This window comes from Thioalkalivibrio sp. ALE17 (assembly GCF_000425605.1).
In the GTDB taxonomy this organism is placed as follows: domain Bacteria; phylum Pseudomonadota; class Gammaproteobacteria; order Ectothiorhodospirales; family Ectothiorhodospiraceae; genus Thioalkalivibrio.
Map to the genome: position 1 here is coordinate 185,228 of NZ_AUDT01000002.1, position 19,711 is coordinate 204,938.

17 protein-coding genes are annotated in these 19,711 nt (G+C 66.6%); 7 read left to right on the top strand and 10 right to left on the bottom strand.

Features of this window, described 5'->3' with window-relative positions; genetic code table 11:
• Window positions 1-2 precede the first annotated feature (2 nt).
• The 5 genes from H609_RS0102535 (at window position 3) to H609_RS0102555 (ending at window position 4,544) form a co-directional block, all read left to right on the top strand.
• On the top strand, window positions 3-437 hold the full coding sequence (locus tag H609_RS0102535; protein WP_018876657.1) for a peptidylprolyl isomerase: 435 nt from the start codon (window positions 3-5) through the stop codon (window positions 435-437).
• Between the two features lie 26 nt (window positions 438-463).
• Window positions 464-1,414, top strand: a complete 951-nt coding sequence (gene ispH, locus H609_RS0102540; RefSeq protein ID WP_018866652.1) for a 4-hydroxy-3-methylbut-2-enyl diphosphate reductase — start codon at window positions 464-466, stop codon at window positions 1,412-1,414.
• A gap of 305 nt (window positions 1,415-1,719) precedes the next feature.
• Window positions 1,720-2,574 carry a formyltetrahydrofolate deformylase gene (gene purU / locus H609_RS0102545; RefSeq protein WP_018878433.1) on the top strand — a complete coding sequence of 285 codons (855 nt, stop codon included), beginning with the start codon at window positions 1,720-1,722 and terminating at the stop codon, window positions 2,572-2,574.
• 110 nt (window positions 2,575-2,684) lie between these two features.
• Window positions 2,685-3,530 (top strand): S1C family serine protease, encoded by an 846-nt coding sequence (locus H609_RS0102550; protein WP_038028714.1) that lies wholly within the window; start codon window positions 2,685-2,687, stop codon window positions 3,528-3,530.
• Between the two features lie 54 nt (window positions 3,531-3,584).
• A complete protein-coding gene (locus H609_RS0102555) occupies window positions 3,585-4,544 on the top strand; it encodes a hypothetical protein (protein WP_028484236.1) in 960 nt (319 codons plus the stop codon).
• Between the two features lie 391 nt (window positions 4,545-4,935).
• Here the strand turns inward: H609_RS0102555 and H609_RS0102560 are convergent, their stop codons facing one another.
• From H609_RS0102560 to H609_RS0102595, 8 genes are all read right to left on the bottom strand, one after another.
• Window positions 4,936-6,042, bottom strand: a complete 1,107-nt coding sequence (locus H609_RS0102560; RefSeq protein WP_028484237.1) for a nucleotidyltransferase family protein — start codon at window positions 6,040-6,042, stop codon at window positions 4,936-4,938.
• Window positions 6,039-6,944: an HprK-related kinase A gene (locus tag H609_RS0102565; protein ID WP_018876662.1), complete on the bottom strand. Its 906-nt coding sequence runs from the start codon at window positions 6,942-6,944 to the stop codon at window positions 6,039-6,041. Before H609_RS0102565 ends, H609_RS0102560 begins: the two co-directional genes overlap by 4 nt.
• Window positions 6,941-7,243, bottom strand: a complete 303-nt coding sequence (locus H609_RS0102570; protein WP_018876663.1) for an HPr-rel-A system PqqD family peptide chaperone — start codon at window positions 7,241-7,243, stop codon at window positions 6,941-6,943. Before H609_RS0102570 ends, H609_RS0102565 begins: the two co-directional genes overlap by 4 nt.
• A 52-nt stretch (window positions 7,244-7,295) precedes the next feature.
• Complete coding sequence (locus H609_RS0102575; RefSeq protein WP_028484238.1) at window positions 7,296-8,069, bottom strand: hypothetical protein; 774 nt, start codon at window positions 8,067-8,069, stop codon at window positions 7,296-7,298.
• Window positions 8,070-8,324: 255 nt separating this feature from the next.
• The gene (locus H609_RS0102580; protein ID WP_028484239.1) at window positions 8,325-9,059 is read right to left on the bottom strand and encodes a class I SAM-dependent methyltransferase; all 735 of its coding nucleotides are present in this window, start codon (window positions 9,057-9,059) and stop codon (window positions 8,325-8,327) included.
• Between the two features lie 40 nt (window positions 9,060-9,099).
• Window positions 9,100-9,822 carry a GAF domain-containing protein gene (locus tag H609_RS0102585; protein ID WP_028484240.1) on the bottom strand — a complete coding sequence of 241 codons (723 nt, stop codon included), beginning with the start codon at window positions 9,820-9,822 and terminating at the stop codon, window positions 9,100-9,102.
• 166 nt (window positions 9,823-9,988) lie between these two features.
• A complete protein-coding gene (locus H609_RS0102590; RefSeq protein WP_028484241.1) occupies window positions 9,989-10,759 on the bottom strand; it encodes a hypothetical protein in 771 nt (256 codons plus the stop codon).
• A gap of 206 nt (window positions 10,760-10,965) precedes the next feature.
• Window positions 10,966-14,313, bottom strand: coding sequence for a VanZ family protein (locus H609_RS0102595; RefSeq protein WP_028484242.1), 3,348 nt, complete (start codon window positions 14,311-14,313; stop codon window positions 10,966-10,968).
• Window positions 14,314-14,531: 218 nt separating this feature from the next.
• On the opposite strand from H609_RS0102595, the gene H609_RS0102600 reads away from it, so the two are divergent.
• Window positions 14,532-15,323, top strand: a complete 792-nt coding sequence (locus H609_RS0102600; RefSeq protein WP_028484243.1) for a PEP-CTERM sorting domain-containing protein — start codon at window positions 14,532-14,534, stop codon at window positions 15,321-15,323.
• Between the two features lie 126 nt (window positions 15,324-15,449).
• Here H609_RS0102600 and tviB read toward each other — a convergent pair whose 3' ends face one another.
• Window positions 15,450-16,739 carry a Vi polysaccharide biosynthesis UDP-N-acetylglucosamine C-6 dehydrogenase TviB gene (gene tviB / locus H609_RS0102605; protein WP_028484244.1) on the bottom strand — a complete coding sequence of 430 codons (1,290 nt, stop codon included), beginning with the start codon at window positions 16,737-16,739 and terminating at the stop codon, window positions 15,450-15,452.
• Window positions 16,740-16,841: 102 nt separating this feature from the next.
• Complete coding sequence (locus tag H609_RS0102610; RefSeq protein ID WP_028484245.1) at window positions 16,842-17,972, bottom strand: hypothetical protein; 1,131 nt, start codon at window positions 17,970-17,972, stop codon at window positions 16,842-16,844.
• A gap of 721 nt (window positions 17,973-18,693) precedes the next feature.
• Between H609_RS0102610 and H609_RS0102615 the strand changes: the two genes are divergently transcribed.
• Entirely contained in the window at window positions 18,694-19,656 is a 963-nt protein-coding gene (locus tag H609_RS0102615) for a polysaccharide deacetylase family protein (protein ID WP_028484246.1), read from the top strand.
• Window positions 19,657-19,711: the final 55 nt, after the last annotated feature.

Here is a 19,711-nt window from a genome sequence, read left to right on the forward strand (position 1 = left end):
GTATGACCACGGCCACCAAGGGCGCGCACATCGAGATGCACTATCGCCTGATCCTCGAAAACGGCTTTGTAGTGGACGGGACCGGCGACGAACCCATTACCCTGGAGATCGGCTCCGGCGAGATCCTGCCCGGCCTGGAGGATCTGCTGGTCGGGCTGGAGGCCGGCGACCACCGGGAATTTGCGATCGAGGCCGGCGTCATGTTCCCGTTCCGGGATCAGGCGGCGGTGCAACGCATGCCGCGCTCGCAGTTCCCGGATGACCTGCCGCTGGAAGTGGACTACATCTACGAGTTCAACAGCCCCTCCGGCGAGGCCGTGCCCGGCCGCATCGAAGCGGTGGAGGACGACACCGTGACGGTGGATTTCAACCACCCGCTGGCGGGGCAACACTTCACCTTCGAGGTGGATGTGGTATCCGTACGGGAGCCACAATAGGTCGCGGCCGACCGCAGGAGAACACCATGAGTATCCAGGCCCAGCTCGCCAATCCGCGCGGTTTCTGCGCCGGGGTGGAACGCGCCATCGAGATCGTGGAACGCGCCCTGGAGATCTACGGCGCGCCGCTGTACGTGCGCCACGAGGTGGTGCACAACCGCCACGTGGTCGGCCGCCTGACGGATGCGGGCGTGCGCTTCGTCGAGGAACTGAGCGAAGTGCCCGACGGCCAGGTGGTGATCTTCTCCGCGCACGGCGTGCCGCGCCGCGTGCAGCAGGAGGCCGAGGATCGCGGCCTGACCGTGTTCGATGCCACCTGCCCGCTGGTCACCAAGGTCCATCTGGAGGTGGCGCGCTACGCCCGCGAGGGTCGCGAGGTCGTACTGATCGGCCACGCCGGGCACCCCGAGGTCGAGGGCACCATGGGCCAGTTCGACGACTCCCGGGGCGGCTGCATGATGCTGGTCGAGACCATCGCGGACGTCGAGAATCTGGAGGTTGCGAACCCGGACCGTCTGGCCTTCGTCTCCCAGACCACGCTGTCGATGGACGACACCGCCGGCATCATCGATGCCCTTACCGCGCGCTTCCCGAAGATCGAGGGCCCGCGCAAGATGGACATCTGCTACGCCACCCAGAACCGTCAGGATGCGGTGAAGGACCTGGCGAAGCAGTGCGACCTGCTGCTGGTGGTCGGCTCGAAGAACAGCTCGAACTCCAACCGCCTGAGCGAGATCGGCGCCCGCATGGGCGTAGCCTCCTACCTGGTGGACGGTGCCGCCGACATCGACCCCGCCTGGCTGGAGGGCAAGAGCCGCATCGGCGTCACCGCCGGCGCCTCGGCCCCGGAGGTCCTGGTCAACGAGGTGCTCGACTTCCTGCGCGGGCACGGCGTCGATACCGTCTCCGAACTCGCCGGCCGCGAAGAGACCATCACCTTCTCCATCCCCTCCGGCCTGCGCCGCGAATCCGCCTGACAGGCCCCGTCTTTCCTGGCGCCGCTTTGTGTTCACCACGAAGGACACGAAGGCACGAAGAAGGGCAAGGGCGGATTAACCACAGAGATCACGGAGGACACAGAGAAAACTGGGAATGGTTTTGTGGCAGGCAGGATTCCGATGAGCGTAGCGAATCGCTTCCTGCCCTTATAAGCCTTTGTCGTCTTTCTCCGTGTCCTCCGTGCACTCTGTGGTGCAACTGCCTTTGACCTTGCCCTTCTTCGTGCCTTCGTGAGCTTCGTGGTAAAACCCGCCCTTGACCTTATCCGGGACACATAAAGGACATGGATGATCGACCGCGTTTTCGGCTGAGTATTCGCTGCCCGGACCAGCACGGAATTGTTGCGCGCATCGCCAACGCGATCGCCAACACCGATGGCTGGATCACCGAGGCCGCACAACACACCGATGCCGAGGCCGGCTGGTTCTTCATGCGCTGGGTATTCTCGCTGCCCGTCGATGCCGAGCCCGCCCTGCGCGAACGCCTGGACGAGCTGGCCCTCGATCTCGGCATGGACTGGTGGCTGGCGGGCGCCGAAACGCGACCACGTGTGGTCCTGATGGTCTCGCGCGAGCCGCACTGCCTCAGCGACCTGCTGGCCCGCTGGAGCAACGGCGAACTGCCGATGGAGATCCCGGCGATCCTCTCCAACCATCGTGACCTGGAGCCGCTGGCCCGGTGCTACGGCATCCCGTTCGAGCACATCCCCGTGCCGCGCGAGGACCGCGAGACCGCCTTCGCTACCCTGCAGGCGCGACTCGCCGAACTCGCGCCCGACGCCATCGTACTGGCGCGCTACATGCAGATCCTGCCGCCCGCGCTGTGCGACGAATACCCCGAACGCATCCTGAACATCCACCACAGCTTCCTGCCGTCGTTCGTCGGCGCACGGCCCTACCACCAGGCCTTCGCCCGCGGCGTTAAGCTGATCGGTGCGACCTGCCACTACGTCACCGAGGACCTCGACGCCGGCCCGATCATCGAACAGGACGTCACCCGCATCCGCCATGACGACGGCGTGCAGGACCTGATCCGCAAGGGCCGCGACGTCGAACGATGGGTCCTCGCCCGCGGCCTGCGCTACCACCTCGAAGGCCGCGTCCTCACCCACGGCAACAAGACCATCGTCTTCAACTGAACATTCGGCTTAACGCCTCCGCCGGCCACTACCCGCGTCACCTAACGCACTGCCACCACGATCGGAGACGCCTGGCCTAGACTTGGACCATCAACCGGCGGGGGTGGCCCATGAACAATACGACGAGCACGCGATCCGGCCTCTTGTCACCGGCCTCTGCGCCATGCACCCGCCCGCGCAAATGGCGGACGCTGAAGGCCCTGGCCGCGGCCAGTCTTCTGGCCCTTCTGGTCGTCCAGCCCCCGGCCGCGGCCGATGCGCTGCCCGACACCATCGAGCGCGTCAAACCCTCGGTGGTCAGCATCGCCACCCACCAGCCCGCGCGCAGCCCCCGGGCCCATTACCTCGCCACCGGCTTTGCGGTTGGCGACGGTAGTCTGATCGTCACCAATCACCATGTGATCCCGACGTCCCTGGATCACGAGAACCGCGAACAACTCGTGGTGGTCAGCGGCGAAGGCCGTGACACCTCCATCCACAGCGCGGAACTGGTGGCCCATTCGGCGGACGACGACCTGGCCCTGCTGCGGATTGCCGGGCCCCCGCTGCCACCCCTGCAGCTGGGATCCTCCGATGCCGTGCGGGAAGGCGAACAACTGGCCTTTACCGGCTTCCCGATCGGCATGGTCCTGGGCACCTATCCCGCGACCCATCGCGCGAGCGTGGCGGCGCGCACCCCCATGGCGATCACCGCCCGGCGCTCGAGCGAACTGAGCGAGGCGCGCATCCGGCAACTGCGGGCCGGCGCACCCATGGTGTTTCAGCTGGATGCCACCGCCTACCCCGGCAACAGCGGGAGCCCCGTCTACCGGATCGACAGCGGCGAAGTCGTCGGCGTGATCAATCAGGTCTTCGTCCAGGGCGGACGCGAGGCGGCGGTCGGCCACCCCAGCGGGATCAGCTACGCGGTGCCAGCGGACCGGATTCGTCCGCTGCTGGCAAACGCCCGGGAGTAACCCATCGACGCCCGCACACGTCACGGCAGGCCCTGCCCGGTAGAACGCACGCCCATGGCCGCGCCCCCTCTCGACGCCCCCCGCGTCTTTCGTCAGATCCACATCGACGTGGCGCGCAACGCCACCGATGACTTCAATCCGTTCCATGACGGCGACAAGTGGATGCGGATCCGCGGCAACCCGTTTGGCGGCCCGATTGTGCTGGGCTTTCAACTGGAATGCCTCGCCGAGGCCCTGATCACGCAGGTACGCCAGGCGGAGGGCGACAGCGGGAACATCCGCGAACGGCCATTCCGGAACTACCAGTTCACCTTTGCCGGGGCCCTGCGCCCGGACGAGGCCCTGACCACCGTGGTCAAGCCCACGAACCGGCGCATGGACGAGGCGGGACGGCCGCAACTGTCGAACCGCATCGCGATGCGCACATCCGGCGGTCTGGTGCTGCTGGGACACGTGCGCGACACGGCCACCCCCCGCGCGCTGCCGGACGCGGCACTGCCCCTGCCCGCGGGGTTCGACCTCGACCGGTTCGAGGACCGCCGCGAACTGCCGGACAACGGGTGGTTCCACAAGCGCAAGTTCATGACCAACAGCAACGCGAAGAATCTGCTGTCGGGTTCGCTCGTGCGCCAGGCGGACTACTTCGACGAGCTGGAGGACCGGGTCAACTTTCCCGACATGTTTCCGGCATCCCTGATCTCCTGCGCGCTGCTGGAGAAGGCCCATGCCGATGGCCACGATTTCTATCGCGACCCCATGATCTATACCGCGCATCACATCAGCGTCGACCAGCGTCTGGCGCGCGCCCTGCGCAGCGCCGATGCCCTGCATATGCTGGTGAGCCCGGCCGAACACGTGGACACCTCGGATCGCGGCCTGGCCGGCTCCGGGATGGCACAGCAGCGCTACCGCTGCCTCGGCCTGGTGGCCGGCCCACGCGTCCTGTTTCGCGCCGAGCTGCTCCTGGCACCCCTCGCCACTCTGGGCCTGGATGGAGACCCAGCCACCGCGTAAGGGCCCGCTGGTCGGGTAGACGGGCGGCGGTCGAGCTGCGGGTTCGGGAGCGCGCGGACCTCAGGGAGACGCTGATTGAATCGCACGTCCGCGCTCGAGTCGCTTTTGCGTGCGAACAAGGCGCGGTGACTGCCGTGCAGTCATTCTGCACAAGGGAACCGCAACGCCGTTCCCGCGCCCGTTTTTGATCAACAACGGGCGGCCGAGCCCCTGCTCTCAATGGCTTGTGGGGTTGGTGCCCCCCTGATTCTGAATGAATATGGCCCGATCCTGCGTTGCGCCCCGAATCCATCCAAAACGGGCGGGTAGAACCACTACCCGCTGCACGACGCGCCTTGTCTCGGAAAACAGGGGGCACCAACGCGGACGTGCGATTCAATCAGCGTCTCCCTCAGGGTTCGGGCCGTTCCCGCTTCCCCTTGCGCTGGTCCTTGACCGCCTTGCGCACCAGATGAGGCAGGAGCAGGTGGAGCGGCATGCGCAGGTAGTGGGAACGCACGTACAACAGCCAGCGCGCGGCGCCGGACCCGACGCCATCGCAGCTCCAGTGATGGGGTATCAGGCCGCGACGGAACAGCCCGTCCATCAGCCCACGCAGAGGCGCCGACGGGCGCGCGCGGGCCAAGGCCGCGAAGGCCGAATCGGGCACGGGGGTCTGCAGGAATTCGCGGCCATAGCGCAGGGCGTAGAAGAGCGGGCGTGCCAGATCCATCTCGAAGGCGCGCGCCGTCAGCCGCTCCCAGAAACCCGGATCCTCGGCCACAAAGTACCGCAGCAGCGCATCCAGATCGGCCAGGTCCCGCAGCCCGTTCTCCAGCTCGCCGTCGTGGAACAGGTGCGTCGCGCTGTGCAGGACCATGTCCACCGGAGCCGGGATATACACACCCGGATAGTCGTCGAGCGGCAGCGCCGCCTGCCACAGAAGATCCGGGTCGGGATGCAGCCGCGCGGTCGGCGGCAGGATGGTGTGGTGCACGTCCAGCACGCTCTTGCGCTGGATATGCGTGAGCGGCGGCAGTTCGTGCATCCACTGGCGGTAGTACCGCTGGTCATAGGCATCGTAGCCCTCGCAGACCCAACCCTGGACAAACAGGTGCTGCTCCGCCTGCTCAATCCGCGCCTGCGGGACGAGGATGTCGACATCGGAGAACTGACGCCCCGGGGCGCAGGGCAAGCCCGCCATGACATAGGCAGCGCCCTTGAGCAGCATCATCGGGATCGCCTCGGGCGCCAGGGCCTCGTGGATCCGCGCCACCTCCCAGCGGACCATGGCGTGCTGACGGTCCGCCAGGACCCGGGCCGCGTGCAGGTGCCGTCGCGGCGCCGGTGGCACCTCGGGCAGTGTCCCGGCCTCCTCGATCAATGCATGCAGCCGCCCTTCCAGGGAGGCCACCCGCGCCACCCGCACCAGCAGGTCCCAGTCCGCCAGCGAAAGCCGCCCGGCCGACTTCGGAGCGCCCAGGACCGCGAGCAGTTGCGTCAGCGCGGAGGATGTCACGCGCCCCCCGCGGTCAGGTCGTTCAGCAGCCCCAGGGTGGCATCCAGATCTGCGTACTCGAGCTCGAGGCACGCACTCTGCTCGATCAGGTCGGCCGCGGCCTCGAAGCCCGCGGCCCCCACCACGCTGTAGTTGAACGACGACCCGACCAGCCGCTGCAGGGCCACGGCCCGGTCCAGCGGCGCAAGGTGGTCACGGCCCCCCGCGGCAAAACGCGGGAAGACCAGCCAGGCCGGTCGCGCCGGGTCGTGCATCTTCTGAATACTCGCATCCGGCGGTCTCAGATGCGCCACGGTCCCCTTGCTGGTGTCATGCGAGGCGGGCCCGATGACCGCCTGCGGGTAGCGCTCGCGGATCAGGTCAATGGCTGCATTCTTCAGGCTGACCGGGCGCGGCAGGGCCACCAGCTGCCCGTCCGTCAGGGAAAGCAGGGCGAATTCGTCCGACAGCAGGCGCCAGCCGGACAGGGTCAGCGCGGCGGTCAGCGTGCTCTTCCCCGCCCCCGGCTCGCCCGGCATCACCAGCGCCCGACCGTTACGTTCCAGCACCGCCGCGTGGATCATCAGGAAGTCGTGGGCGTGCTGGGCAATGCACCAGTTCAGTCCCCACTCGAACAGCGGGTAGGCGTGGGCCAGCGGGAGGGGGCGAAACGGTGATCGACCGTCGAGGAAGAATCGCGCCTGCGGGCGCCAGAGCCAGTGCAGACCGGAGGCCCGTGCGAGCGTGATGTGAAAATCGGCAAACGCCGCCTGTTCCGGCGGCAGCAACTGCCGGTCGTAGAACAGGGCCAGCGCGCGTTCGACCCGGTCCAGCCGCGAACGCAGCCGGACCACGAACGGGCCCACCTGAAGGGCCACCCCGGCGCCGCGCAGCCCCGCGCGCAGGTCTTCTGGGGCTGTCACGCGTCCCGCGAGTCCGCCGGATCACAGATCAGGTGATGCTCCCGCAACTGACTCAGGCCGGCCTGCATCGCATCCTCCAGCTCCCCCTCGGCGGCTTCGTAACGCTGTTCAAGGTACTCGAACAGGGCCGTCGGCGTCATCGGCCCCTCTTGCAGGGCCTGGAAGAGCTCGGTGAGGGGCGGTTGCAGCACGTGTGTCTCGCCACAGCGCTGATCAAAGACGACCACGGATTCGCCCCACGCCCGCACGTGAGCGACCGGCAGCGAAATCAGTTCGAGGGGTTCTTCGGGAACGGACAAGTGCGCCTCTTTTACCGTACGGCCAGGCGTACCCGGGGCAGCGCCCCGCAGGTCAGCGATTGCCCTTCTGGTTGGACGTGGTGGTCCGCACCTCCACGCATACGCCCAGTTCGTTGCGCGAGTAGCCATCCTCGCAATCGCCCTGGCTGTTGATCGGACAGAAGCGCTCGTTCATGTAGACGAAGACATTCTTCACCGCCGCGTACTTGTCCGCATCCTCGCGGGCCATGGAATAGGCCTTGATCACTTCGTCCACCGAGGCACCAAAGTCGATCGAGGTGCAGGCCGCGTTCAGGACCGCGCCCACCGCATGCCAGTCCAGCGAGCCACTGCACACGCCACTGGCCTGCAGCACCTCCATCAGCGACGGCGAGCCACTCAGGCATTCCGGCTTGTAGCCGAACACCGACTCGAAGGAGGTCGCGCCACCGGGATGCACCGTCGCATCGAAGCTGCGGCACTGGTTGCCCGGCGGATTGGTCTCATGGCAAGTCCCCGGGGAGTAGCCGGTGCAGTCCCAGGCGAACCAGTTGTTCTTCCAGAAGCCCGGCGTGCAGCCATCGCCCTCGGTGCACTCGTGGTCGATATTGGAGACGTTGGCGGAGAAGATATTGCCCGACAGCGAACACTGCCCCTGTGCACCCCAGACCGACTTGGCGGGGAGGGACACCAGCATCGCGCCACCCAGACCGGCTGCGGTCAGGCGGCGCCGGCTCCGGCTACGGGGGGCCGACGACTCCGAGCCATGGTCCGCAGGGGTTCCGGACGCGTTTTCGCCCTTGCCCTTGAGGCCCTTGCCATCGTTGTGCTCGTGTTCGTCACTCATGCTTGACTGCTCCAGTTCCGTACTCGGCCTTGCGCCGTTCGCGCCGGAATAACCGAGTCCACCGCGATCGGCGAATTCTCGGGGCACACTGCAATCAGACGCTTTCTACCAAGACTTAGCAAGCGTAATGCCACCACTTCGAATAACGGGTAACTCACTGATATCGAGGGGCCGCCCGCCACACGAAACATCCAACGCGGATCCAGGCACCGACAAGTGCAAAATTTTCCGACAGCTCACGGCACGGGCGGCGCGTCACTCCTTGCGCATACGCAGGATGAACGAATGGCTTAGCCATGCCCCGGCGATCGGTAATGCCTGCAGGAAACCCCGGGTGCCCCGGTTCTCCAGGAGCGGCTGCAGGCGGACCAGGCGACCGGGGGCCAGTGGCAGCCAGTAGAGGTCATCGGGCACAAGCCCCACGGCCTCCACTTTCGACCGAAAAGCCGCGGGATCGTCGTAGCGCAAATGCGGTGGGCGGCCCTGGCGATGGCGACGCCATTCGCGAGCCGCAGTGGGCAGACAGCGCAGGTTCAAGGCATCAACCCAGGCCTCGCCACCGGGACGCAGAACCCGGCGGATCTCGGCGAGCGCGGGGGCGGGATCGGACAGCGCCTGCATGACACCGAAGCAGAGCACCCCGTCGAACGCCGCATCCGCCAATGGAAGATGGTTGATATCCGCCGCCAGCCAGGGGATCGCGGCATCGCTTCGAGCGCGCGCCTTCTGCAGGGATGGGGTTGAATAGTCGAGGCCCCACACCGTGTGACCCTGCGCCTGCAGCATCCGCGTGTAGGTGCCTGCGCCACAGCCGATATCCAGCCAGCGCCCGGGCGCCAGATCGGCGCTTCGCCACAGACGTTCGAACTGCCGCACGCGACTGTTCAGGCCGCTGTGCGTCCAGCCCGCGATGTCGGCATCATCCTCCAGGCTTGCCCCACGCTCGAGAAAGCGCTGGCGCCAGCGGCGCTCGAAGCCGGTGTCTTTCATGGCACAGCTCCAAGTGCTGTCGACACGCTCGGGCACCCTCTCATTCCTGGTCCTCGCTCACCTGCCCGATGAGTTCGGTCGCTGCGGTCAGTACATGATCGCGGGAAAACCCGGCGCGACTCATCTCGTCGTACAACGTGCGCGCCAGCAACCGGGCCACCCGCTCCGGGGCGTGGGTAATCGGGCCCGTGGCCGCCCCCGGCTGACGCGCCAGCGCCAACTGGGTAAAGCTGGTGCGCAACAGCCCCTTCAGGCGATGGACCAGCACCGACTTGCCCACTACCAGCGCCAGGATCGATGCCATGCGAAAGTCCTCGCGCGTCAGCCGCCGCCGATCATTCGGGGTGTCGATGTTAATCACGCCGATCACCTCGCCATCGAGTACGACAGGGACCGAGATGACGTCGACCACCTCCACCTCCTGGCCACGCCGGGCGGCATCGGCAAATTCGGAATGATGGAGATCGTTGATCAGGAGTCCTTTTCCAGCTGCGGCAACCTGTCCCGCGATGCCGGCCCCGAAACGCTGGAACTCGCCATAGGCCTGCGGCACAAGGGCCCCCTGGTGCGCCTCGACCCTAAGGCGTGGTTCGCCGGTCTCCGGATCCTGTTTGACCAGCATGATCGAGCAATGCCGGCAGTCCATGGCGTGGCCCACCAGGACCGACAACTGGTGCAGCCCCTTCTCCATGGACTCGGCTTCTTCAACAAACCGGGCCAGCTCGAGCAGGTGCTCGTCAAACGCCTCGAAGGCCTTGTTCATCTCCCGGGATCCAAGGAAGGTTGGTCAAACGAGAGTAGCAGGTGGGATTTCCGGACAGATACCCGCCTTGGGGCAAGTCGTCTGCGCGAACGTGAGCCCGATACGAAAAACCCCCGGTCTGGCGAAAGCCAGCACCGGGGGTTGCCAGGGGCAGACTAGGCCGGTGTCAGGCCGTGCCAGCGCCGGGGCGCCGGCGCCCCACACCCCAGGCCATCAGCGCGAGCATCCCCAGGCCCGTGCCCAGCATCCACGCACTGCCCGGCTCAGACACCGCAGTCGGATCTCCCACCTGGACATTGATCCAGGTCTCCGCCACACGGATCGGTTCGGCGACTCGCTCCTGCTGCATCGTCCCGAGGGGCTGAACACCACCAGACTCTTCAAATGCGGCAAGCCCGAAGCTGTAGAGGCCCTCCGCGAAGGGGTCGAACGGATCATTGCCCTGAGCGCTTGCCAGATCGTTCAACCAGTTGAAGCCCAGGTTCTGCGAACCCTGCTCAACCCCTTCCAGCGACCCCAGCTGCAGAGTGCTGATCTGGCCGGGCACGGTCTCGAAATACAGTTCGAAGGTCAGCGGCGCGCCCGCCAGGGACCCAGTGCCGGGGTCGATGTAGAAATTGAGGTTCCACAACGACAGTCCGGACCCGAAATTCGACTCGTAGGTCGGGTCGCTAATACCCGGTTGCGCGAAAAACGTGCCCGCGCCGTCGTTGGTGACCTCGGGCGAACCGAAACGCTGCGCCGCGGAGAGGCCCAGCAGGCCGGGGGCCTCCGCCGTCTCGAACGGGGTTTGGGCAACGGAATCGTTGGGGATGCCACTCCCTCCGAAATCAGCTTCCGGCAACGCGCCAAAGAACTGGTAGGTCGGATCGACCGTCGCAGCGTGGGCGGAGACTGACAGGAGCGCCAGCGGTACGATCAGAAGTGCCTTTTTCATGGGTCGCGTCCCTTGGTCGGTGTTCCGAGGCATTGGCCCGACCCGCAAGCAATCACGATGCCACCCGCGATAGGCCGCTGTTTTTTAACAACACGCTCCGGGTGTTCCGTCACCGATACACACCACGCACCTGGCTGCGTAAAAAAATCGGACACCCCACCGACCGTCCATCCGTTCAGGCCTGTCGAATAATCCAGACATTGTGTTCAACCGGCACCCTGCGGGTCTGAACCGGCCGGCATCCGGACCCGAGTCCGGCTTTCTTCCTCGACGTGCATGATGGCGGAGGCCACCCCCAGCAACAGCACCAGATAGAACAACAGCGCGATACGCGGCGAGAAGAACAGCGTACTGAACAGGCCAATCGTCAATGCCCCCGCCAGCGCGGCCGCCATGGCCAGCGCCACTGCATCGCCCCTCAGCCCGCGCCGTACCAGCAGGGTCAGAGCGGCCAGTGTCAGCCAGACGAAGGCGACCAGACCCAGCCAGCCCTGATCGAAATAGAGCTCCAGCCACTGGTTCTCGACCCTCCAGGGCCAGAGGTGATCCGTGGTGAAATACCAGTGACGCCCCAGATGCCGGAAGTCGCCGTTTGCCACGTACTCGCGACCGTCCAGACCCCGGAGCTGAACGTTGTAAAATTCGACGACAGACTGCTGCCGTGCATCGACCGCCAGTGACAGCACCAGCCCGCGCTGGAACGGCCATGGGCGGGACCCCATCGGATCGAGATCGAAGGTCCACTCAACCGTCTGGCGCGCGCCCCCCTCCAGTTGCACCCCTTCGCTGCGACAGGCGAACGAATGGCGGATGGGCTTCTCGCAGAGGAACAGACGAAAACCCGCGGGTCGGGCGCTGGCCGCCTCAACCGTCATGCGATAGACACCCTCCCGCGGCAGGTCCACCCGCTGATTGACGAACAGCGAATCGCCGCCGCCCAGCTGCAGGCGCGGCTCACCCTCTTCGCGGGTAAACGCCAGGTTGCCGGGCAGGCGCCCGTCGCGGTTCCCGGTGCGATAGTGCTCGGGGAAACTGCCGACGCCTCGACCCAACAGGGGAGCCAGAGGCCCGCCACCGGGCAATTCGAGCGCGGCCTGCCAGTGATCCACGCGACTGCCGAAGTCGCGCTCGATCTGACCCAGACGCTGTTCGGCGAATCCACCCAGGGTCGTGCCCGCAATCAGGGCGATCGCTGCGGCCGACAACAGCACGCCGATCAGCGCCCCGCCGCGCGCCCGCATGCGCCCCTGCAGCGCCGCCAGCAATACCCCGCCGGCGAGCACCACCACCGCCACGACCAGCCCCAGATACCCGCCGCGGGAGTACGTCATGGCCACTGCATAGGCCGTCCCCACCGCCAGCGCAGCCGCCCCGGCGAGCATCAGGCCGGGGCGCTGCCTCCAGAACCAGATCAGGGCCAGTGGAAAGGCCAGCACCAGAAAGCTCTCGATACTGGGGCCACCGGCCTGCATCTCCGAGAACAGGCCGGAGAGCCGGTAGCCGCTGTCGAAATCCAGCAGCCCGGGGTAGGTGATCCGTTCCCGCACCACGAAGGCCAGCTGCGCCAGCAGGGCCAGGGCCACGCCTGGGAGAAACCAGCGTGTCACCTGCTCCCGGACCGGAATGGGCGCCACGCGCAACACCGCCAGCAGCACCACCGCCCACAGCAGTCCCTTGGCCACCCGCAGCGCATTCCACTCGTGGGCAAAGTGCACCGCTGCGCCGGGATTCCAGCCTCCGGGCGGCCACAGGGCCAGCGCTAGGCCGATCAGGGTGGAAACGACCAGCAGCCCCAGTGGCCAGCGGATCCCGCGCGGCAGCAGCGATACGCCCGCATGCAGCGCATGGGGCCCCCGCCACAGGGCCACGGCCAGGGTCATCAGCAGGAACAGATCCAGCTCGGAGACGAACAGGCGCCCGTGGTAGAGAGTCAGGTCCAGCGTGGCCAGCAGAATCGGCATCACGACCAGCCAGGCCTGCGGGCGCCAGGCCAGCAAGGCGGCGTAGGCCAGCAACCCCGCGGCCAGCGCGACCGGCGCCACCGGCCAGGTCACCGCCGCCAGCACGGCCACCAAAGCCAGGAGACCGCCAAGGGCCTGCCGCAACCGCTGCAGAGAGCCCTCGACGGGGCCGGGAACGCTCGGTCCCGGGGCTGCATTGCGGGGCTCGTCTCGCGACGCGACGGCCGGTTGCGCGACACCCGCCACGCTCGCGCGTTCCAGCCACTGCAGCGAGGCCGCCATGAGCCCGGCCGCCAGCCCGGCCAGAACCAGGCTGGCCGGGTCCGGGCGGGCACCGTCCACGAACAGCTTGGCGGCCTCGACCGCCAGTGCCAGCACCGCCCCCGCGACGACGGCCAGCAGGTTCAACGCGGCCGGTTGCAATGGATGGCGCAACTGCCAGAGCCAGACCAGCATCCCCAGGGGCGCGTACATGGCCAGGTGCAGCGCGGTACTGCGCAGGGCGTGGATCTCGTCCACGTGGTAGTGGTAATAGAACGGCCACAGGTTCAGGTCGGCCCACTGCGCCCGCGCCGCCTCCCCGTCGGCGTGAAACGCACCGAAGCCGTGGTTGAGCGCGACCAGCAGCAAGGCGTAGGCAACGGTACCCGTCACAAGCAACGGCGTGGCGAGCTGCTGCAGCGTCCGGATCACGCCATGGGGATGCGCGGGCAGGCGCCGGAACAGGACGAGGCCGATCCCCATCCCCAGTGCCCGCAGCAGCACGGAACGTCCTTCGGCAATCCCCGACAGAGTCGCCAGATTCAACAGCTCCAGCAGGCCCGCCAGCAGCAGGGCCAGGGGAATCCCGGCCCCTAGCAGCGAAGCTCCGCGCCGCTGCAGCCAAAGCGCCAGGAGCAAGCCCACCGGTACACTGACCACCACCTCCAGCGTCAGCCAGCTGATACAGCGAACGCCGCCAGTGCAGGCGCCGGCCGCCACCCACCAGCCCCAGGCATCCGATGCCAACCGGGCCCGCAACTCGTCCGCGGCCAGTACAAAGTCAAAGGGGACGAAGCCAACCAGCACGTAGAGCGCGGCATAGACCACCAGGCCGGCGGTCAGGGTCTGCGCACCCGCGCCTTCCAGCACCTGCCTCCAGCGCACCAGCGGATCGCGCAGGGCCAGCCAGGCGAGCGAACCGGCCACGGCCCCGGAAAAGTTACCGGCAATATCGGCGCCCGCGGGGTGCCGATAGGGCAGCCAGACCTGCAGGAACTCCACGCTCGCCGTAACCGCCAGCCCCAGGGCCGCCACAAAGGTGAACACCGCAAAGGCCGTCAGCCGGTTGCGGCGGCCATGGGTCAGCCACGCGGTCCAGAAGAACCCCAGCGGCAAGAACATCAGGGCATTGGCCATAAACTGCTGGCGGCCGCTGGTGCCGGGGCCGGTCAGGCTCATGCCGCGGTAGATCTCCCAGGCGCGTTCCAGACTCATCGAGCCGAATTCGAACGGCAGCAGCGTCAGATAGATCGCCGCCCCCAGCGACAGCCAGGCCCACAGCGCACAGGTGCGCAGGGACAAGGGCTCGTCTGCATTCGCCATCGCGTTCATGCGGCGCTCGGGGATGGGACCGGGTCATCACTGTATACCCGGTGGAGTCCGCGGAGCAGTAGCGCACAGGAATCGCGACAAGCGTCACGAACCTTTACACCGACAAGGCCAAACCCTCTCGTATGCCCCGTTGAATCCCGACAAGTCAGTGACTTGCAGCGCAATGGCACGATTTCTGCTTCGGACGGGACCCAGGATGCCAACAAGGGAGTCGCAGCATGAAAGGACCACTCGCTATTGCACTGATCGCCGCGGGCGCGATGCTGGCTGGAACCTCGGCCCAGGCCGCGTTCATCACTTATTTCGGAGAGGACCTGAACAACTCGGCGACCGTTCCATTGTCTGAGACCCCCAACTCCGATGCGGCCGAAAGCGCCTTTCTCGGGTCGCTCAGTGGCGTCGGGACCGAGGACTTCGAAGGCTTTGCCACGGGGACCACTGCGCCACTGAATCTGACCTTCCCCGGCTTCGGTGGTGGCACGCTTGACGCAACCCTTACGGGGGACGGCCGCATCAAGACCGTCTCCGAGGGCAGCGCCTTCTTCGGTCGTTATTCCGTATCCGGCACCAACACCTGGCGGGCCGATGCGACGGGAGACGACGGATTCGGTGTGGACTTCGGACAGGACATCGCCGCCTTCGGGTTCTACGGGATCGACATCGGTGATTTCGGCGGGCAACTGCTGATCAATTTCAACTTGAGCTCGGGAGGCGTCCACCAGGAAACCGTCCCGCACACCGTGGGATCCGGCGGGTCTACGGACGGCTCGGTCTTCTACTTCGGCGCAATCGCCTCAAGTGAGGACTTCCTGTTCACTTCGCTCGACTTTGACCTGGTCGAAGGCCCGCAGACCGACATCTTCAGCTTCGACAACATGACCATCGGTGAACTCGAGCAAGTTGAGCGAGAGCCCGTTCCCGCGCCGGGAACGCTGGTGTTGTTTGCCAGCGGTTTGCTGGTAGCCGGATCGATGCTCTGGCGCCGCAAGCAGTCCGACAGCGGCAGCTGAAACATCCACCACAGAGATCTTCGACGGGCGCTGCGCCACCCGTCGAAGATCGTTTCGTCGCAAAACCGGGGCGACACCGAACGCGATGGATTCGATGCCTCCCTGCGAGTGCACCCCGAACCGCGGCTACAAGCGCAGGTCGGTCGTCTCCCTCGGGAAGACCGATTTCACGTCGAAGATCACCGACTCCGGGCGTGCCAGCGCCCGGATCGCCTCGATCCCCATCTTCAGGAACTCGCGGTGCGGCACCGCGACGACGATCGCATCGAACTGCCCCGGGTCCGGGGTCTCGGTCACCGGGGTGATGCCGTATTCGTGCTCGGCCTCGGCCGGGTCCACCCAGGGGTCGAAGACGGTTACCTCGGCGTTATAGCCGGCCAGGGTGGCGTGAATGTCGATCACGCGGGTGTTGCGCAGGTCGGGGCAGTTTTCCTTGAAGGTCAGCCCCATCACCAGGATGCGAGCGCCCACCGGGTTGATGCCCTTGCGCACCAGGGCCCGCACCGTGTTGTCCGAGATGTGGGCGCCCATCGAGTCGTTCACCCGCCGCCCGGCCAGGATCATCTCCGGGTGGTGCCCCACCGCCTGCGCCTTGTGCGTCAGGTAGTACGGGTCCACGCCGATGCAGTGGCCGCCCACCAGCCCGGGGCGGAACGGCAGGAAGTTCCACTTGGTCCCGGCCGCCTTCAGCACCGCCTCCGTATCCAGCCCCAGGCGCTCGAACAGCAGCGCCAGCTCGTTGATCAGCGCGATGTTCACGTCGCGCTGGGTGTTCTCGATCACCTTGGCGGCCTCGGCCACGCGGATGCTCTCGGCCTTGTGCGTACCGGCGGTGATCACCCGTGCGTACAGCGCGTCGACGAAGTCGGCCACCTCCGGCGTGGAGCCCGAGGTGACCTTCATGATGGAGGTCACCCCGTGCTCCTTGTCGCCCGGGTTGATGCGCTCGGGGCTGTAGCCGGTAAAGAAATCCTGGTTGTGCACCAGGCCGGACTCCGCTTCGAGGATCGGCACGCAGTCCTCCTCCGTGGCGCCCGGATACACGGTGGACTCGTAGATCACCGTATCGCCCGGCTTGAGCACCCGCCCCACACTGCGGCTGGCCCCGAGCAGCGGCCCGAGGTCGGGGCGCTTGTGCCGGTCGATGGGGGTCGGCACCGTCACCACGAACACGTTGCAGGCCCGCATCGCCTCCAGGTCCGAGGTGTATTCCAGATGCGGCGTGGCCGCCAGCTTGTCCGCCTCCACCTCGCGCGTGCGATCCACCCCGGCCCGCAGCTGTTGCACCCGTTCCGGGTCGATGTCGAACCCGATGGTGGACCAGTGATGGCCGAATTCGACGGCCAGCGGCAGGCCGACATACCCAAGACCGATGACCCCAATGGTGACTTCATCCAGCGCGGGAAGCGTATGCATAAGATGTCCGTTCTCGTTGCTCTTCGTCATGCGGCACCCCGGCGGGGGCCGTTCTGTCCCTGGACCGCGTCCGGCTCAGGGAAACGTGGGATCCATGTTTCCCTATTGGCAGGGCGCGCAACCCGGCACGCGCGGCCCGATCCCCTCCACACGCCCAGGATTGGGGCCCGGCGGACCGGCATAGGCGCCCCAGACCGGTCGTTCGCGCAGGCGGCCATTGTAATCGCGATCCGCGCCCGCGATTGCGGGCGAACTCACGCTGTCTCCACGTTCCTGCAAACCGCCCGCGCGCGGGTAGAGATCCAGGGCATCCAGCCCAGCATCCGGGGCCACGAGGTAACGGGCCGCGGCTTCGCGTGAGGCCGTAAAATTCTCGGCTCCCGCGATACCGCCTGAAAGCTGCAGGGGGTTCCCGGCAAACACGGCATTGCCCTCCACCACCTGCTCGTATGCCTGGTCGGGCTCGTCCATCCGAATCCCGAACCCGCTTGCCAGGACCGTGTTGTTCACAATGCGGACCTCGCGAGGCAGGTGATTGTGCGGGCGGACCAGCACCGCATCGCCGACATCATTCACGAACAGGTTGTCGTGGATCAGGAGGTTGCCCTCGCCCTGGAACAGTCGCTCGTGCGGGTTCTGGTAGAACAGATTCCCTTCGATGCGATAGAGGTCTTCAGAGCCCGGACCGGTGGGCGGGAAGTGCCCCACCAGCAGATTGGGGCGGGCCCGGGCCCCGTCGCTCCCGCGTTCTGCCTTGTTCAGAAAATTGAAGCGAATCCGCGTCTCGCGCGGGCCCGGGTCCTGATCCGGAATCATCTCCCTTTCCGTCTGGTGCTTGATCTGGATGTTGTACCCCAGAGTGCGGTGCACATGGTTGTGCTCGATCACGCCACCGACAAACGGGCTGGTGCCATCCGGCTGTCCGAGATACATCCCGGTACCCACATCATGGATCTCGTTGTGCCGGATCACCCAGCCCCAGGCCGGCACGCGCGTCGTGATCCCCGTGTTGCCCTGCGAACGGTCATAATGGCGGATGGTCAGGTGCTCCAGCGTCACGTGATGCACCCCGTCACCGCGCGCCTCCGCCACCACCCCCGCAACCGGTTCCCCGCCGCCATCCAGCGTCAGATGCCGGATCACCAGATGTTCCGCATCCACCAGGCTGATCGTGTTCTCCCCACGTCGCCCGCGCAGCACGGCCGGCTCACCCGCCGCCGGCCCGCTGATCACGATGGGCCGCTCCGGCGTCCCGCGCACTCCGTGCAACCGCAGCGAACGCGGATAGTCCCCTGGCTCCAGCTGCAACCAGTCACCGGGCCCCAGCGCAGCCACCGCCGCGCGATAGTCCTCCGGCATCGCCTGAATCCGGTTCCATCCCCCGTCCGCTGCCTCTATGGACCCCGAACCATCCGCCGCAGCCACGGGCCCAGTAGCCGGCAGCAGCAGAAGGATCAAAGTGATCAGGGCCGCGCGCCAGGCATAACTGGCGGCTGTCCCCCATCCCGCGCGTTTTACTGCGAATCCAGCCCACATATGCGACCTCCCTACCAAACGGTCTCCGAGCAGCATGACCTCGCTACAGGCCGCCTGTCATTCGGGCCCGCGGCATACGGCGGCAAGCTTCCGGCCAGGTCCGTCAACGAAACACTGGACCCGGCCACGCCGCATTTATCGGCGCAGGCGATGATCGATTGCAGCAGGACACCCGTGTGCCGCCTACGAAAAAACGCTCAATCAACGGCGCCCTCACTGTGCAGCGTTTCCCTTCGCTATGATCGGCAACAAGTCCAAGGGAAACACTGTTGCAGGACACCGAATTGCAGATGCCGGAGTCATACCCAAGCATGCGTGCAGCCCTTGCACCTGCGCGCATCACAAAGCCCGAACCGGGGCAAAGCCTTGATCGGGCCCGGCGGTGCCACGTCGCGGGCATTCGGGCGGTCTAGCCGACATGCTGCTGCGCTCGCTGCTGTCCCTGATGTCGCCTGGTGGTTCCAGGGGGCGCCTGTCTATCCTGATCTATCACCGCGTACTGCCGGAGCCCGATCCGCTGCTGGATGGCGATCCGCATGCCGATGACTTCCGCTGGCAGATGCGCCTGCTCGCCCACCACATGAACCCATTACCGCTGGCCGAGGCCGTCGAACGCCTGCAAAACCACACCCTGCCGCCACGGGCCGTATGCGTGACCTTCGACGACGGCTACGCGGACAACGCCGAGGTCGCGCTGCCGATACTGCAAGAAGAAGGCGTGCCGGCCACGTTCTTCATTGCCACCGGCTATCTCGATGGCGGCCGGATGTTCAACGACACCCTGATCGAGACGGTGCGCCGCCTGCCGAAAAACGCCGACCTGGGCCCGGAAGGCCTCGGCGAATGGACGCTGGAGACCGACCACGACCGGCTAAAGCTGATCCACGCCCTGATCGGCCGCTTCAAGTACCAGCCTGCCGAAAAGCGTCAGGCCGGAACCGAGGCCCTGGCCACGCGCTTTGGCGTGCTACTGCCGGACAACCTGATGATGAGCGGCCAGCAGGTGCGCGAACTCGCGAACGCGGGCATGGAAATCGGCGGCCACACCGCCACCCACCCCATCCTGACCGAGGTGGGCGCGGCCACCGCCCGCGCCGAGATCGAGAAGGGCCGGGAAGACCTCGAAGCCCTGCTCGGGCGGGCACCACGCCTGTTTGCCTACCCCAACGGACGCCCGAACAAGGACTACGCCGCCGAACATGTGCAGATCGCGCGCGATTGCGGCTTCGAGGCCGCCGTGTCCACCGCGCCGGGCGCCGCGCGTCTCGATTCCGATCTCTTCCAGCTCCCGCGCTTCACCCCCTGGGATCGCACCCCCCTGCGCTTCGGCCTGCGCCTGGCCCGCAACCTCACCGAGCCGCGGGAGAAGCGCGCGGGCTGACCGAAGCCAAGGCCCGCGCGCCGGCTACGTCCGTACGGCATACCGCGACGCTACA

Coding starts and splice junctions, on each gene's coding strand:
- H609_RS0102595 (WP_028484242.1), bottom strand. CDS start 14,313: ATGAACGCGATGGCGAATGCAGACGAGCCCTTGTCCCTGCGCACCTGT.
- H609_RS0102555 (WP_028484236.1), top strand. CDS start 3,585: ATGGCCGCGCCCCCTCTCGACGCCCCCCGCGTCTTTCGTCAGATCCAC.
- purU (WP_018878433.1), top strand. CDS start 1,720: ATGGATGATCGACCGCGTTTTCGGCTGAGTATTCGCTGCCCGGACCAG.
- H609_RS0102580 (WP_028484239.1), bottom strand. CDS start 9,059: ATGAAAGACACCGGCTTCGAGCGCCGCTGGCGCCAGCGCTTTCTCGAG.
- H609_RS0102615 (WP_028484246.1), top strand. CDS start 18,694: ATGCTGCTGCGCTCGCTGCTGTCCCTGATGTCGCCTGGTGGTTCCAGG.
- H609_RS0102600 (WP_028484243.1), top strand. CDS start 14,532: ATGAAAGGACCACTCGCTATTGCACTGATCGCCGCGGGCGCGATGCTG.
- ispH (WP_018866652.1), top strand. CDS start 464: ATGAGTATCCAGGCCCAGCTCGCCAATCCGCGCGGTTTCTGCGCCGGG.
- H609_RS0102575 (WP_028484238.1), bottom strand. CDS start 8,069: ATGAGTGACGAACACGAGCACAACGATGGCAAGGGCCTCAAGGGCAAG.
- H609_RS0102585 (WP_028484240.1), bottom strand. CDS start 9,822: ATGAACAAGGCCTTCGAGGCGTTTGACGAGCACCTGCTCGAGCTGGCC.
- H609_RS0102550 (WP_038028714.1), top strand. CDS start 2,685: ATGAACAATACGACGAGCACGCGATCCGGCCTCTTGTCACCGGCCTCT.
- H609_RS0102590 (WP_028484241.1), bottom strand. CDS start 10,759: ATGAAAAAGGCACTTCTGATCGTACCGCTGGCGCTCCTGTCAGTCTCC.
- tviB (WP_028484244.1), bottom strand. CDS start 16,739: ATGCATACGCTTCCCGCGCTGGATGAAGTCACCATTGGGGTCATCGGT.
- H609_RS0102535 (WP_018876657.1), top strand. CDS start 3: ATGACCACGGCCACCAAGGGCGCGCACATCGAGATGCACTATCGCCTG.